This is a genomic window from Amycolatopsis heterodermiae (genome assembly GCF_034929455.1).
In the GTDB taxonomy this organism is placed as follows: domain Bacteria; phylum Actinomycetota; class Actinomycetes; order Mycobacteriales; family Pseudonocardiaceae; genus Amycolatopsis; species Amycolatopsis heterodermiae.
Genome location: NZ_JAYFSI010000010.1, coordinates 328373 through 342134 on the forward strand (window position 1 = coordinate 328373; position 13762 = coordinate 342134).

At 71.8% G+C, this 13762-nt stretch carries 13 protein-coding genes; 7 read left to right on the forward strand and 6 right to left on the reverse strand.

The features are described 5' to 3' along the window. Positions 1–15 precede the first annotated feature (15 nt). On the forward strand, positions 16–408 hold the full coding sequence (locus VA596_RS35650) for a hypothetical protein (protein WP_410171953.1): 393 nt from the start codon (positions 16–18) through the stop codon (positions 406–408). Between the two features lie 23 nt (positions 409–431). Continuing rightward, complete coding sequence (locus tag VA596_RS35655) at positions 432–776, forward strand: DUF3817 domain-containing protein (protein WP_323333015.1); 345 nt, start codon at positions 432–434, stop codon at positions 774–776. Here the strand turns inward: VA596_RS35655 and VA596_RS35660 are convergent. Beyond that, positions 754–2187, reverse strand: coding sequence for an MFS transporter (locus VA596_RS35660; RefSeq protein ID WP_323333017.1), 1434 nt, complete (start codon positions 2185–2187; stop codon positions 754–756). The two genes, VA596_RS35655 and VA596_RS35660, sit on opposite strands and share 23 nt — an antisense overlap. A 133-nt stretch (positions 2188–2320) precedes the next feature. Here VA596_RS35660 and VA596_RS35665 point away from each other — a divergent pair, with 133 nt between their 5' ends. Beyond that, the gene (locus VA596_RS35665; protein ID WP_323333019.1) at positions 2321–2887 is read left to right on the forward strand and encodes a TetR/AcrR family transcriptional regulator; all 567 of its coding nucleotides are present in this window, start codon (positions 2321–2323) and stop codon (positions 2885–2887) included. 30 nt (positions 2888–2917) lie between these two features. Here the strand turns inward: VA596_RS35665 and VA596_RS35670 are convergent, their stop codons facing one another. Together VA596_RS35670 and VA596_RS35675 are read right to left on the reverse strand one after the other, a co-directional pair. Further along, positions 2918–4516, reverse strand: coding sequence for a solute symporter family protein (locus tag VA596_RS35670; protein WP_323333021.1), 1599 nt, complete (start codon positions 4514–4516; stop codon positions 2918–2920). Further along, the gene (locus VA596_RS35675) at positions 4513–4947 is read right to left on the reverse strand and encodes a DUF485 domain-containing protein (protein ID WP_323333022.1); all 435 of its coding nucleotides are present in this window, start codon (positions 4945–4947) and stop codon (positions 4513–4515) included. The genes VA596_RS35670 and VA596_RS35675 overlap by 4 nt, the downstream gene beginning before the upstream one ends. Positions 4948–5958: 1011 nt before the next feature. On the opposite strand from VA596_RS35675, the gene VA596_RS35680 reads away from it, so the two are divergent. From VA596_RS35680 to VA596_RS35695, 4 genes are read left to right on the forward strand one after another with little or no spacing between them, the layout of a single operon-like run. Continuing rightward, a complete protein-coding gene (locus VA596_RS35680; RefSeq protein ID WP_323333098.1) occupies positions 5959–10380 on the forward strand; it encodes a sensor histidine kinase in 4422 nt (1473 codons plus the stop codon). Beyond that, complete coding sequence (locus VA596_RS35685; protein ID WP_247063292.1) at positions 10377–10829, forward strand: roadblock/LC7 domain-containing protein; 453 nt, start codon at positions 10377–10379, stop codon at positions 10827–10829. The genes VA596_RS35680 and VA596_RS35685 overlap by 4 nt, the downstream gene beginning before the upstream one ends. 7 nt (positions 10830–10836) lie before the next feature. After that, positions 10837–11553, forward strand: a complete 717-nt coding sequence (locus tag VA596_RS35690) for a DUF742 domain-containing protein (RefSeq protein WP_323333025.1) — start codon at positions 10837–10839, stop codon at positions 11551–11553. 28 nt (positions 11554–11581) lie between these two features. Beyond that, positions 11582–12145 (forward strand): GTP-binding protein, encoded by a 564-nt coding sequence (locus VA596_RS35695; RefSeq protein WP_323333027.1) that lies wholly within the window; start codon positions 11582–11584, stop codon positions 12143–12145. Between the two features lie 109 nt (positions 12146–12254). Here the strand turns inward: VA596_RS35695 and VA596_RS35700 are convergent, their stop codons facing one another. The 3 genes from VA596_RS35700 to VA596_RS35710 are packed head-to-tail and all read right to left on the reverse strand — an operon-like array spanning position 12255 to position 13679. Further along, positions 12255–12893 (reverse strand): DUF899 domain-containing protein, encoded by a 639-nt coding sequence (locus tag VA596_RS35700; RefSeq protein WP_323333029.1) that lies wholly within the window; start codon positions 12891–12893, stop codon positions 12255–12257. Next, complete coding sequence (locus VA596_RS35705; protein WP_323333031.1) at positions 12890–13342, reverse strand: SRPBCC family protein; 453 nt, start codon at positions 13340–13342, stop codon at positions 12890–12892. Before VA596_RS35705 ends, VA596_RS35700 begins: the two co-directional genes overlap by 4 nt. After that, a complete protein-coding gene (locus tag VA596_RS35710; RefSeq protein WP_323333033.1) occupies positions 13335–13679 on the reverse strand; it encodes an ArsR/SmtB family transcription factor in 345 nt (114 codons plus the stop codon). The genes VA596_RS35705 and VA596_RS35710 overlap by 8 nt, the downstream gene beginning before the upstream one ends. Positions 13680–13762: the final 83 nt, after the last annotated feature.

The window sequence follows — 13762 nt, forward strand, 5'->3', positions numbered from 1 at the left end:
GCTAGCTTGGGGCTCGTGCCAGCATCCCCTCCGCCGGCGGGGTCCCCCTGGGGCCGCCGGATCGCGATCGTCGCGACGTGCCTGGTGAGCCTGCTGATCTGCTGCGGACTCGCCTGGTGGCAGTGGGACCGGTTCACCTCGGCGAACGGCACCTTCCAGAACCTCGGTTACGTCCTGCAGTGGCCGTTGTTCGGGCTGTTCCCGGCCTTCATGTTCTGGCGGATCCGGCGGCTGCGGGAGAAGGCCGAGGCCGAACCCGCCCCGGAACCGGTCCCCGTCGCCGAAGTGCCCGCCCCTCGTTCCCGTCCCGACGTGCAAGCGCCGGTGGACGACGAGGACGAGGAGCTGGCCGCGTACAACCGTTACCTGCGCGAGCTGAACGCCCGCGACCAGCAGGCCGCAGAGTGAGGCCGCAAAGTGAGGACGTCCCGATGACCACCCGCACCGACGGCGCCGCGCAGACCGCGGTCCCGCTCACCGGCCCCCTGGTCCGGTTCCGCACCGCCGCCTACGTCACCGGCGTCGGCCTGCTCGGCCTGTGCTTCGTGATGGTGCTGCGCTACGGCTTCGGCAACCCGACGCCGTCCGCGGTGTACTCGCCGATCCACGGCGTGCTGTACATGATCTACCTGGTGCTGACCATCGACCTGGCCATCAAGGCCCGCTGGTCGATCAAGGGCACCGTGCTGGTGCTGCTGGCCGGCTGCGTCCCGTTCGTCTCGTTCCTCGTCGAGCGCAAGGTGACGCACAAGGTCAAGGCCGGCCAGAAGCTGTAACCCGCCGGAAGGTCAGCGCCACCAGGACGGTGCCCGCGGCCACCGCCGCGGCCGTGGCGAACGCCGCGGTCATGCCGTCGACGGTGAGCTGCGCCCCGGTCACCCCGGACGCCGCCGCCGAGCGGGTGGCCGAGCCGAACACCGTGATCAGGATGCCGAGCCCGAGCGTGCTGCCGACCTGCTGCATCGTCTGCAGCACGCCGCCCGCGGCCCCGGCGTCCTCGGCGGGCACGGTGGCCATCACGATCACGTTGAGCGGCGCGAACCCCAGCCCGCCGCCGAGGCCCATCAGCAGCAGCGGCCCGAGCAGGGCCGGGAAGTACGCGCTGTCCGTCGTGAGCAGCCCCAGCCAGCCGGCTCCGGCGACCATCAGCACCGCCCCGGTGACGGCGAGGGGCTTCGGGCCGTAGCGGGGGAGCAGCCGGGGCACGAGCCGGCTCATCGTGAAGATCAGCGCCGCCATCGGCAGGAACGCGAACCCGGTGGCCAGCGCGGCGAAGTGCCGGATGTCCTGCATGAACTGGGTGAGGAAGAAGAACATCGACATCATGGCCATCGGCCCGAGGAAGAAGTTGACGTAGGCCGCGCTGCGGTTGCGGTCGGCGAACAGCCGGAGCGGGACGAGCGGCCTCGCCGTCCGCGCTTCGATGGCGACGAACCCGGCCAGCAGGAGCAGGCCGCCGGCGAGCGAGCCGAGCGTCACCGGGTCGCCCCAGCCGTCGGACGCGGCGTGGGTGAAGGCGAACACGAGCGCGCCGACGCCGAGCGTGCCGGTGATCGCGCCGGGCAGGTCGAGGTGCGCGGGCCGGCGTTGCGGCTCCGGCACGAACCGCGGTGCGAGCAGCACGATCGCCAGGCCGAACGGCACGTTGATGAACAGCGCCGCGCGCCAGGAGATCCACTCGGTGAGCAGGCCGCCGACGATCAGGCCGATGGCGAACCCGCCGCTGGACATCGCGGAGAACAGGGCCAGGGCCCGCACCCGGGCCTTGCCTTCGGTGAACGTCGTCGCGACCAGCGCCAGGGTGCTCGGGCCGGCCATGGCGGCGCCGACGCCCTGCAGAACGCGGGCCGCGATGAGCAGCTCGGCCGTCCCGGCCAGGCCGCCGGCGAGCGAGGCGAGGGTGAACACGGCGGTGCCGGCGACGAACATCCGGCGCCGGCCGAACAGGTCGCCCGCGCGGCCGCCGAGCAGGAGCAGGCCGCCGAAGACCAGGCTGTAGGCGGTCATCACCCAGGACAGGCCGGTGGCGGAGAACCCCAGGTCGGACTGGATGCGCGGGAGCGCGACGTTCATCACCGTCGCGTCGAGGACGAGCATGAGCTGGCAGGTGAGGATGATCGCCAGGACCAGCCCGCCGCGGCGGGCCGGGGCAGGCTCCACCGCGGGATGGATCGTCTGCTGGGACAAGAGATACTCCCCCAAGGAGCACGAAGGTAAGCGGAGAGTTTCTCCACTTGGTCCGACGCGATAATATGGAGACTGTCTCCGGATGCGCAAGTGAATTCGGAGAATCTCTCCGGTTAAGGGCGAGGAGGCAGGGATGCCGAGGGACGACGCGGAGCGCCCGATGCGCGCGGACGCGCGGCGCAACTATGAGCGCATCGTGGCGACGGCCAAGGTGCTGTTCGCCGAGCACGGCGCCGACGTCCCGCTGGACGACATCGCGAAGACGGCCGGCGTCGGCGCGGGCACGCTGTACCGGCACTTCCCGACGCGGGAGCAGCTGATCGAGACCGTCTACCGGGACGAGATCGGCCTGCTGGCCGACCGGGCGCTCGTGCTGCACGACGAGCTGGCGCCCTGGGAGGCTCTCGAGGCCTGGATGCGGGAGCAGGTCACCTGGGTCGTCGAGCGGCACAAGCTGGCCGCGATCCTCAAGGAGTCCATCGACTCCGGGTCCGAGACGTTCCAGTACTGCCAGAAACGGCTGCGCGGGGCGACGGGCACGCTGGTCGAGGCCGCGCAGGCCGCCGGTGTCGTGCGCGCCGACGTCACCGGCGCCGACGTGCTGCGGCTGGGCCACGGCGCCGGCATGGCCGTGCGCAACTGCAGCCCGGAAGAGGGAAAGCTGGTGCTGAGCGTGATCCTGGACGGCCTGCGCGCGTGACGCAGGCCGCCCAGAGGCCTCTTCTGGGGTCTAGCTGCCGATGCCCGTGAGGGACCGGACCTCCATCTCGGCGTGCTTGTCCGCGTCCGCCTTCGGCTTGCCGACGAGCGTGCCGACGAACCCGCAGAGGAACGAGAACGGGATCGAGATCAGGCCCGGGTTCTTCAGCGGGAACCAGGCGAAGTCGACGCCCTTGATGATCGAGTCGGGCGCGCCCGACATCACCGGGGAGAAGACCACCAGCAGCAGGCACGCGATCAAGCCGCCGTAGATGCCCCAGAGCGTGCCGGTCGTGTTGAACCGCTTCCAGAACAGGGAGTACAGCAGCGTCGACAGGTTCGCCGACGCGGCGACGGCGAAGGCCAGCGCCACCAGGAACGCGATGTTCTGCCCGTTGGCCAGGACACCGCCGACGATGGCCAGCGCGCCGACCACGATCGCGGTCAGCCGGGCCACCCGGACCTCGTCGGCCGGGTCCGCCTTGCCGCGCTTGAAGATGTTCGCGTAGACGTCGTGGGCGAACGAGGCCGACGCGGTGATCGTCAGCCCGGCCACCACGGCCAGGATCGTCGCGAACGCCACCGCGGCGATGATGCCGAGCAGCAGCGTCCCGCCGACGTGCAGCGCCAGCAGCGGCGCCGCCGAGTTCTCGCCGCCCGGGGCGCCCTTGATCTCGTCCGCGCCGACCAGCGCGGCCGCGCCGAAGCCGATCACCAGCGTGCACAGGTAGAACACGAACATGCACGCCGTCGCCCAGACGACGCTTCGCCGCGCTTCGCGCGAGTTCGGCACCGTGTAGAAGCGCATCAGCACGTGCGGCAGGGCCGCCGCGCCGAGCACCAGGGCCAGCGCCAGCGACACGAAGTCGAGCTTCGTGGTGCCGTTCTTGCCGTAGGAGCCGCCCGGCTCGAGGAGCTTCTCGCCGAGCGGGCTGTTCTCGGCCGCCGAGGACAGCAGGTTCGAGAACCCGAAGCCGAACTTGCCGAACAGGAACACCGTCAGCAGCACGCCGCACATCAGCAGGATCGTCGCCTTGATGATCTGCACCCACGTGGTGCCCTTCATCCCGCCGACCAGCACGTACAGCACCATGACCAGGCCGACGACGCCGATCACCAGCGCCTGGCCGAGCTTGGAGTGCACGTTGAGCAGCAGCGCCACCAGGCCGCCGGCGCCCGCCATCTGCGCCAGCATGTAGAAGAACGAGATGACCAGGGTCGACGTCGCCGCCGCGGCGCGGACCGGGCGCTGCTTCATGCGGAAGCTCAGGACGTCGCCCATCGTGAACCGGCCGGTGTTGCGCAGCAGCTCCGCGATCAGCAGCAGGTCCACCAGCCACGCGACGAGGAACCCGATCGAGTAGAGGAAGCCGTCGTAGCCGTGGATCGCGATGGCGCCGGCGATGCCGAGGAACGACGCCGCCGACAGGAAGTCGCCCGACAGCGCGATGCCGTTCTGGCGGCCGGTGAACGCGCTGCCCGCGGCGTAGTAGTCCGACGTCGAGGAGTTCCGGGAGCTGGCCCGGTAGACGACGTACAGGGTGATCGCCACGAACAGGGCGAACACGGCGGTGTTGACGATCGGGTCGCTGGCGGGCGTGCCCGCGGCGAGCGCGGTCGGTGTGCTCATCGGGACGTCCCCTCGGTCAGGCCCTCGCGGGCCCGGAGCTCGGCCACGCGCGGGTCGAGGTGGCGGCGGGCGTAGCGCAGGTAGAGCCAGGTGACCAGCGCCGTGCTGGCGAACTGGCCGATGCCGAGCAGGATGCCGACGTTGACCTGGCCGAACACCTTGGTGCTCATGAAGGCGTGCGCGTAGGCGGCCAGCAGCACGTAGGTCATGTACCAGGCGAAGAAGGCGAGGCTCATCGGGAAGACGAACGCCCGGAACCGGCGGCGCAGCGCGGTGAACTCGCGCCCGGCCTGGATCGCGGGGTAGTCGGGACCCGAGCGGGGCCGGGTCTGGCGGTGGGCGCCCGGCGGGCGGTCCCCGGTGAACAGGGCCGGCATCTGGCCGGTCTCTTCCAGGGCGTTGCCCGTCACGGGGCGCGCGACGTCGTACATGGGTTGCCTCCGGCGGAAAGCCTTCCGTGGCGGCGGAGCACCGGGGAGCCTGCCGAGCAGGGCGCCGGGCCGCCCTTGCGGACTGCGAGGCGCACATCGTAACTAGGCCGTCTGGCGTTATCGAAAGGCGGCCGGGCGTTTGCGAACCGCCGGGGCGCGGTATTCGTTTTCCTGTCGAAAGTGTCGAAAGCGCAGCTGCGACATGATCGCGGGCGGCTCACCCGTAATGATGAAAAGAATTGTGACGGCGTGCTGTCGTCATTGGTGTTCGCTGCGGCGAACGGGGTATTCACGCCGGGCTCGGGTAGTCATCTGTCACTCAGAGTGCTCGAAGGGGTCGGTGGTCGCCTCGGAGAGGGTCGCCCGGCAGCGGGCGTGGCGGAGAAGATCCACTGGTCAGTGCGGGGTCTCGAAAGGAATCACCAGGTCGGGCGACGGTCGGACGGAATGCCACAACATCGGGCACACCTTGGCACTTGACCCACCCGATGGGGGTACGGAGTGTAGATCGTCCGTGGGAGTTGACTGCGCTGGGTGGGCTAATCGGGTGACCGCCGGACGCTCGCGGCCGCCGCGTCCGGTAACCGGAATTCCCTCTTCCGCCCCCGACCGTGCAGAATGAGTCCGCCCACCACCGGGCCGGAATCTACTTTTCCCAGGTCAGCGTACGAATCGGGAACAAAATTGACCGTACTGGCCGCGGGGGTACGATTCTTTGGCCCAGCTGACCGCAGCGATCCGATTGGCACCGATTAAGTTGATCTCGACGACCGTGCAGACCGCAACTTGCGCCGTGCACGTGCAGAGTCCCGGGCACGGGACCTCGGGACGGTGCCTGCTGCGCGCGGACGGAAGGGCAGCCGGGGACGTGCGAGGGGGCCCGGGGAGCGGCTGGGCGGTGGCGGCACGACCGCCCGCCGGAACGCCGCGAGCCGGGACGCCGTGCGGCCGACGCGGATCCATGACGCCGGACAGGGAGTCACTCACGTGACCGTTGCAGGAGAAGGTCAGGTGCCCGTCGGGGAACTGCTCGGCCGAGCACCCCGGCGGTCGAAGGGGAAGGCCGTCTGGCAGGCGCTGGTGCGCTGGCGCGACTGGAGCCTCCCCGTCAAGCTTTCGGCCGTCACCGTCGTGCCCATCGCGCTCGCGATGGTCCTCGGCATCACGACGATCGCCGGCCAGGTCGGCCGCTCGGACGACTACCAGCGGCTCGACCGGCTGGTCACCCTCGGCGGCCAGGTGCGCGCCCTCACCAGCGCCCTGCAGCAGGAGCGCACGGTCACCGCGGCGATGCTCGCCGAGGGCACCGTCGGCGGCACGCCCGAGCTGGCCGCGGCCCGCAAGGCGGCCGACGCCGCGGTCGTCCCGTTCACCGACGCGCAGGCCCGCGCGTCCGCCATCGAGCCCGGTGTCGCCGGCGCCGCGGGCGCGGCCACCGCGCAGGTCAACAACCTCGGCTTCCTCCGCCGCCAGGTCGACGGCGGCCAGCTCGACCCGGGCCAGGCCGTCACCGCCTACTCCGGCGTCACCGGCGCGCTGATCGGCCTCGACACCGCGGCCACCGCGGGCGCCGGCGACGGCACCCTCGGCGGCACGCCCGCCGGCCTGCACGAGCTGCTCGTCGCGGGCGAGCAGGTGTCGGTCAGCCAGGCGCTGGTGTCCTACGGCATCGTCCGTTCCGCGCTGTCGCCGAGCGAGCTGGCCACCCTGCGCGCCGCCGAGCTGCGGCTGGCCGACCGGCTCGTCGACTTCCGGTCCGCGGCGGGCGACTCGCTGCAGCGCGACTTCGCCGCGATCGCCGAGGGCGCGCAGGCGCAGAGCCGCGCCCGGATGGTCGAATCCGTGCTCGGCGTGCAGCCCGACTCCGCGCGCGACGCCTTCCGTTCCCTGTCCGCGGCCGACTGGAACGCCGCGTCCACAGCGATGCGGACGCAGATCGCCCAGGTCGCCGACCGGCTCGGCACGACGGCGTCGGACACGTCGTCGAGCCTGGTCGAGGACGCCAGCAGCGGGGCCGGCCTGCTCGCCGTGCTGCTGTTCGCCACCATGGTGCTCGCCGTCGCGGTCGTCTTCCTCATCACCCGCCAGCTGCTGCGCTCGCTGAAGGTGCTGCGGCTCAGCGCCCTCGACGTCGCCGAGACCGCGCTGCCCGAGGCCGTCCGCAACATCCAGGAGGGCCGCGCGCAGGGCACCGACGTCACGCCGGTGCCGGTGCGCACCGACGACGAGGTCGGCGAGGTGGCCCGCGCGTTCGACAAGGTGCACCACCAGGCGCTGCGCCTGGCGACCGAGCAGGCCGCGATGCGCACCGGGTACGGCAGCGTGTTCGTCAACCTGTCGCGGCGCAGCCAGAGCCTGGTGCAGCGGCAGCTGCAGCTGATCGAGCAGCTCGAGCGGGACGAGGAGGACGCCGACCAGCTCGCGACGCTGTTCCAGCTCGACCACCTCGCCACCCGCATGCGGCGCAACAACGAGAACCTGATGGTCCTCTCCGGCGCCGAGCCGGGCCGCCGGTCCGGCAAGCCGGTCGGCACCACCGACATGCTCCGCGCCGCGGTGTCGGAGATCGAGCAGTACCAGCGGGTCCAGGTCCAGCCGCCGCCCCCGGCGCGGATCGTCGGCTACGCCGCGAGCGACCTGATGCGCCTGGTCGCCGAGCTGCTGGACAACGCGACCGCGTTCTCCGCGCCGGAGACGTCGGTGACGGTGGCGTCGCGGCTGGGCGAGGACGGCTCGCTCAACGTCGACATCCTCGACAAGGGCATCGGCATGAACGAGGCCGAGGTCACCGAGGCGAACACCCGGCTGACCGAGGCCGGGTCGGTCGACCTGGCGACGTCGCGCCGGATGGGCCTGTTCGTGGTCGGCCGGCTGGCCAGCCGGCACCGGATCGGCGTCTCGCTGCACGGCGGCAAGGACATCGTCGGCGTCCGGGCCACCGTCGTCGTCCCGGCGGAGCTGGTGATGCCGGCGACCGACGGCCCGCTGACCGGCCCGATCGGCACGCTGCAGCAGTCGCCGCTGAGCCCGCCCGCCGGCTCGCAGCTGCCGCGCCGCCAGGTCAACGGCAACTCCCGCCCGCAGCCGGTGGTCCCGCAGCAGCCGCCGATGGGGGAGGAGCGGTGGCCGTCGGCCAGCGATCTCGCCGGGCTGGCCAACGGGCACGGCCCCGCCACCGAGCGGCCGCCGTCGGACCTGGAGATCTCGGGGACGGACCTGTTCGCCCCGATCCCGAAGGACGACCCGGCCCCGCCGCCGCGCCCGACCCTGCCGCCGGTGCCCGCGGTGCTGCCGGTGCCGCAGCCGCCGCGCCACGACGACCTGCCTTCGGGCAAGGACCTGTTCTCCGCCAACGAAACCACGCTCAGCGACTGGTGGCGGCACGCGACCGGGAAGCCGTCCCCCGCGGCCAAGCCCGCCCCGGCCCCGGACCGCTCCGAGACGACGCCGATCTTCGACGAGATGCTGTCGGCGTGGTTCCGCGAGGACAAGCCCGCCGAGAAACCGGCCCCCGCGCCCGCTCCCGCGGTCACCGAGGAGCCGGTCGCCGAGGAGGAGCCGGCCGCCGAGCCGGAGGGCCGCAGCTGGGACTTCGCGAGCGACGAAGAATTCCGCACGGTCCAGGCGGTCACCAAGGCCGAGCCGACGGCCTTCACCGACGCGGGCCTCCCACGCCGCCGCCGCGGCGAGCAGCTGATGCCGGGCAGCGCGACCTCGAGCCCCTCGGCTCTCTCACCGGCCCCGGCCCGCTCAGACCTCCCGGTCCGCGACCCGGCAGACGTCCGCGGCCGCCTGAGCAGCTTCCAGCAGGGAGTAACCCGAGGCCGCGAGGAAGCCCGCCAGGCCGCGGCTGCGGGTGCAGGTTCGCCGCAGGAGCAGGACAAGGCTCAGGCAGAGCAGCCGGCCGACCTGCAGCAGTCGAGCGAGCAGCCGAGCGGCTTGCCCTCGGACGGGCAGCAGCAGTCCGACGAGCGACCGGGCGACGGGCAGCCGAGCGGCCTGCGGGCGCGCGGGCCGCAGCAGTCTGAGGAGCAGCAGCCGGGCGGCCTGAACTCGGACGGACGGCAGGAGTTCGGCGAGCGTCCGGGTGACCAGGAGCCGGGCGGCCTGCGGGCACGCGGGCAGCAGGCTGAGGAGCAGTCGGGCGGGCAGCCCGAGGCGCAGCAGCCGGGCGGCCTGTACGCGGCCGGACAGCAGCAGCCGGGCGACCAAGAGCCGGGCGGCATGCAGGCGGGCGGGCAGCAGGAATTCGGCGAGCAGCCGAATGGCCGGCCCGGAACGCCGCTGCCGGGCCGACGGTCCGCGGCGCAGTATTACGAGGGCCAGCCCTCGGCGTCCCAGCAGTTCGGTGGCCAGCCGGGAGACCAGCGGACACCGGAAGGACAGCAGCCCGGGGGGTTCCGGCAATTCGGCGGGCAGGCGGGAGAACAGCAGTCCCCGGAGGGGCAGCAGCCCGCCAATGGGCAGGACCCGGCGAGGTATCCCGGCGGTCGGCCGCCGGTGCCGCAGCGGGCGGCGTTCCAGCCGCCTGACGGGCAGCCTCGTGAGCAGTACCCCCGTGAGCAGCAGCCCGGCGACCAGCGCGCGGGTCAGCCTTCGGGGTTCCACCAGCCCGTCCGGCCGCAGCCCAACGGCGGCCAGCCCAACGGTCAGCCCCCAGCGTTCCGGCCCGGTGAGCAGCAGCCCAACGGGCAGCAGCCCAACGGGCAACCCGCAGCGTTCCAGCCCGGTGAGCAGCAACCCCGGCAGGCGCCGTATCAGCCCGGGGCCTTCCCGCCGCCTGGTTCGGGGCAGTTCTCCCTGCCGCGGCAGTTCGGCGGGCAACCGCCGCAGCCGGGGCAGGGGCGGCCGCCCGGCTTCCAGGAGCCGGGGCGGCACCCCGTCCCGCCGGCGGCCTACCGGCAGTCGGGACAACCGGGCCGCCAACGCCCAGGCGAGCAGCAACTCGGCCAGCGCGCGGGCGAGCAGCAACTCGGCCAAGGCCAGGTAGAGCAGCAGCCACCGCAGCAGCAGGATCTGCCGCAGCAGGGCGGGCGACCAGGCCAGGAGGCCGGCCGTCCGGCCACGCAAACCCAAGCCGGCGAGCCGGCCGAACGCCAGGAGGTGCCTCCGGCGCTTCGCCGGGAGGAAACCGCCCTGGAGGCGACCGCCGAGTGGAACTTCGGGCCCGATGAGGGCTGGCGGGCCGTGCAAGCGGTCTCCCAGTCTGCGCCCGCGACGTTCACCTCGGCAGGATTGCCCCGGCGCCGTCGCGGGGAGCAGCTGCTCCCGGGCAGCGCCGCACCACCCACCGGGGGCACGGCCCCCCGGCCACAACGCGACGCACACGACGTACGCGGTCGCCTGCGCAGTTTCCAGCAGGGCATCGAGCGCGGACGCCACCGCAACGCTCGGGCGACCGAGAAGAACCACGAGACACTGGAGGGTGAATGACCTCGCCGAGTAGCGCTCAGCCGACGCAGAATCAGTTCGGCTGGCTGGTCAACGACTTCGCCGAGCGAGTACCCGGCGTGGCGCACGCGGTGGTCGTCTCGGCGGACGGCCTGCTGCTGTCCGCGTCGAACCGGCTCCCGCTCGATCGGGCCGACCAGCTCGCCGCGGTCGCGTCGGGACTGGTCAGCCTCACGCAGGGCGCCGCGCGCTGCTTCGAGGCCGGCGCGGTGAACGAGACGGTGGTCGAGATGGAGCTGGGGATCATGGTGCTGATGTCGATCAGCGACGGATCCTGCCTGGCCGTGCTCGCCGCCCCCAACTGCGACATCGGTCAGGTCGCTTACGAGATGACGATGCTCGTCGATCGGGTGGGCCAGATCCTGACCCCGGAGCTGCGCGCCCAGCTCCAGGGTTCGGGTGGGTCGCTGATCGGCGAACCGGTGGGATGATGGCGCGATGAGCACGGGGCCCGGATCTTTTGGCGAACCCCCGGAGGCGGACGCCTCCGGTCAGGGGGGCGACGGCACGTTCGCCGACGTCTTCAACGGGTTCACCCTGGATTCCGGCCGTGCCCGCCGGAAGCGCAAGAAGAGCAAGGAGTCCCCGCCACCCCCGGCCGCGGGTGCCCACGCGGCCGCGGAACCGCCGGCGCCACCAGCGCCGTCGGCCGACCCAGGAGAACGTGTGACCTCTCTAGTCTCTCCACCCGGCAGTACCGACGGGGACAGTCCCAGGCCAGGTGGGCTGTTCGACCCGGGTCCGCCCAGCGGCGAGTTCGTCATGCCCCGGGTGTTCGAACAGCCATCGGCCCCCGAGGACCAGACCTCGATCGTGCGGCCCTACGCTCTCACCGGCGGCCGCACGCGTGCGAATTACGCGCTGGAGCTGGAGACACTCGTCTCCACGAAGGACTACGCTGCCACCGGTGGCCTCCCCGAAGTGGCCGCGGAGCAGATCGAGTGCATCTCGATCATGGAAGAGTGCCGGACACCCCGTTCGGTCGCCGAGATCGTTTCGGCGTTGCGCGTACCGCTGGGGGTGGCCCGGGTGCTGATCAGCGACGCGGCGGACGCGGGGCTGGTCACGGTGCACAAGACGATAACGGGCAATGACGGCGCCGAGGCACATCTGGTGTTGATGGAAAGGGTTTTGAGTGGACTCCGTCGGCTTTAAGGCACCGCGGGACACCGCGCCCCCGACCATGACATCCGCCAAGATCGTGGTGGCGGGCGGCTTCGGCGCGGGGAAGACGACGTTCGTCGGGTCGGTGTCGGAGATCGTGCCGCTCACCACCGAGGCGATGATGACCGACGCCAGCGTCGGGGTCGACAACCTCGACCAGACGCCGAACAAGTCGACGACGACCGTCGCGATGGACTTCGGCCGGGTCTCGCTGGACGCGGATCTGATCCTCTACCTGTTCGGCACGCCCGGGCAGCAGCGGTTCTGGTTCATGTGGGACGACCTGGTCCGCGGCGCCATCGGCGCGGTGGTCCTCGCCGACACGCGCAGGCTGGCCGACTCGTTCGCGCCGATCGACTTCTTCGAGGACCGTGGACTGCCGTACATCGTCGGCGTCAACACGTTCGACGGCGTGCTCGAGCACGACATCAACGACGTCCGCGAAGCGCTGTCGATCGACCCGAACATCCCGATCGTCCGCTGCGACGCCCGGGACCGCGAGTCGACCAAGCAGACGCTGATCACGCTGGTCGAGTACGCGATGCGGCAGTGGATCGCGCTGCGGGCGGCCAACGCGCGCTGACGCCGTCAGGGCCCGGGGCGTGCCCCGGGCCCGGCGTCAAGGCAGCACGGCCCGCTCGTCGCACGAGCGCGAGGCCGCGCCGAGTCGTGCCCTCGGTACGGCCGAACCCTCAGTACTCGTCGTGGCGCCGCCACCAGGAGCTGGGCGCGTCGTCGCCGTGGCTGTCCTCTTCCCACGCCTCCTGGCGGCCCAGCGGGGTGATGTCGAGGTAGCGGTGCGACGCCAGGAACATCTCGCCGCCGCGCCCGGTCGTGAAGTACGTCCGGTAGACCTCGTCGCCCTCGCGCCGGAACACGCTGACGCCGAAGCCGCCGCCGACCCCGCAGTCCTCGGTGAAGCCGGTGCCGTGCGCCGACACCCACGGCACGTCCCAGCCCATGCGCGCCTTGTACCGCTCGATCTCGGGCAGGGTCGCGGGCGCGACGACCTTGAGCGTGACGTCCCGCGCGTGCAGGTGCGCCAGGTGCGGCAGGTTGTCGACGAGCAGCGAGCAGCCCGGGCAGCCCGCCTCGTCGCCCGGGTGCAGCATGAAGTGGTAGACGATCAGCTGGCGGCGGCCGTCGAACAGGTCGAGCAGGCTGACCTTGCCGTCCGCGCCGTCGAACGGGTAGCTCGCGTCGAAGCGGACCATCGGCAGCCGCCGGCGCTCGGCGGCGAGGGCGTCGGCCGCCTTCATGTGCTCCTTCTCCTTGACCAGCAGCGCGTCGCGCGCGGTCTGCCATTCCTCCGGGGAGACGATCGCGGTCATCGGGTTTCCTCTCGTCGGGTGGGGAGGGAGCCGGCCAGGTCGTCGAAGCTCGAGGTCCAGCCGTCGTGGTGGCCGTCGCGCTCGGCGGTGCTCGGGAAGCCGGTCTGGGTGAAGGTCATCTCGGTCTTGCCGCCGAGGTCGGCGAAGCCGATCGTCACGACGGTCTCGATGCCGCGGTCGCCGTCGGCGTCCCAGGCGAAGGTGAACACGAGCCGTTCGGGGGCAGTGATCTCGCGGTAGACGCCGCGCATCCAGTGCTCGTCGCCTTCGGGGGAGCGGATGCACGCCCGCCACTGGCCGCCTTCGCGGGTGTCGAGGGTGACCGCGCACCCGGTGAACCCGCTCGGGCCGAGCCAGCTCGCCAGCTGGTCCGGGTCGGTCCACGCGGTGAAGACGAGCTCGCGGGGCGCGTCGAAGACCCGGGTGATCGTGAGTGCGGAGTCAGGCATCCTCGGCTCCTCCCTGCAGTTCTCGCAGGTGCTCGTCGAGGCGGTCGAAGCCGCCTTCCCAGAACCGGCGGTAGGCCGCGACCCAGTCGGCGACGTCTTCCAGCGGTTTCGCCTCCAGCCGGCAGGGCCGCCACTGGCGGGTGCGGCCGCGGGTGATCAGCCCGGCCTGTTCCAGCACCTTCAGGTGCCGGGAGACCGCGGGCAGGCTCATCGGCAGCGGCCCGGCGAGCTCGTTGACCGTCGCCTCACCGGCCGAAAGCCGGGTGAGGATGGCGCGCCGCGTCGGGTCGGCCAGTGCCGACAACGTGCGGCTCAAGTGATCAATGGCAGTCGTCATTTCAGCACCTTGTTAATTAACGGACTGGTTAAACATAGCTGCCAGCTGGGCGTTGTCAAGGTTCTCCGGCCGTGCGGTGAGAT

Coding starts and splice junctions, on each gene's coding strand:
- VA596_RS35655 (WP_323333015.1), top strand. CDS start 432: ATGACCACCCGCACCGACGGCGCCGCGCAGACCGCGGTCCCGCTCACC.
- VA596_RS35665 (WP_323333019.1), top strand. CDS start 2,321: ATGCCGAGGGACGACGCGGAGCGCCCGATGCGCGCGGACGCGCGGCGC.
- VA596_RS35670 (WP_323333021.1), bottom strand. CDS start 4,516: ATGAGCACACCGACCGCGCTCGCCGCGGGCACGCCCGCCAGCGACCCG.
- VA596_RS35675 (WP_323333022.1), bottom strand. CDS start 4,947: ATGTACGACGTCGCGCGCCCCGTGACGGGCAACGCCCTGGAAGAGACC.
- VA596_RS35685 (WP_247063292.1), top strand. CDS start 10,377: ATGACCTCGCCGAGTAGCGCTCAGCCGACGCAGAATCAGTTCGGCTGG.
- VA596_RS35690 (WP_323333025.1), top strand. CDS start 10,837: ATGAGCACGGGGCCCGGATCTTTTGGCGAACCCCCGGAGGCGGACGCC.
- VA596_RS35695 (WP_323333027.1), top strand. CDS start 11,582: ATGACATCCGCCAAGATCGTGGTGGCGGGCGGCTTCGGCGCGGGGAAG.
- VA596_RS35700 (WP_323333029.1), bottom strand. CDS start 12,893: ATGACCGCGATCGTCTCCCCGGAGGAATGGCAGACCGCGCGCGACGCG.
- VA596_RS35705 (WP_323333031.1), bottom strand. CDS start 13,342: ATGCCTGACTCCGCACTCACGATCACCCGGGTCTTCGACGCGCCCCGC.
- VA596_RS35710 (WP_323333033.1), bottom strand. CDS start 13,679: ATGACGACTGCCATTGATCACTTGAGCCGCACGTTGTCGGCACTGGCC.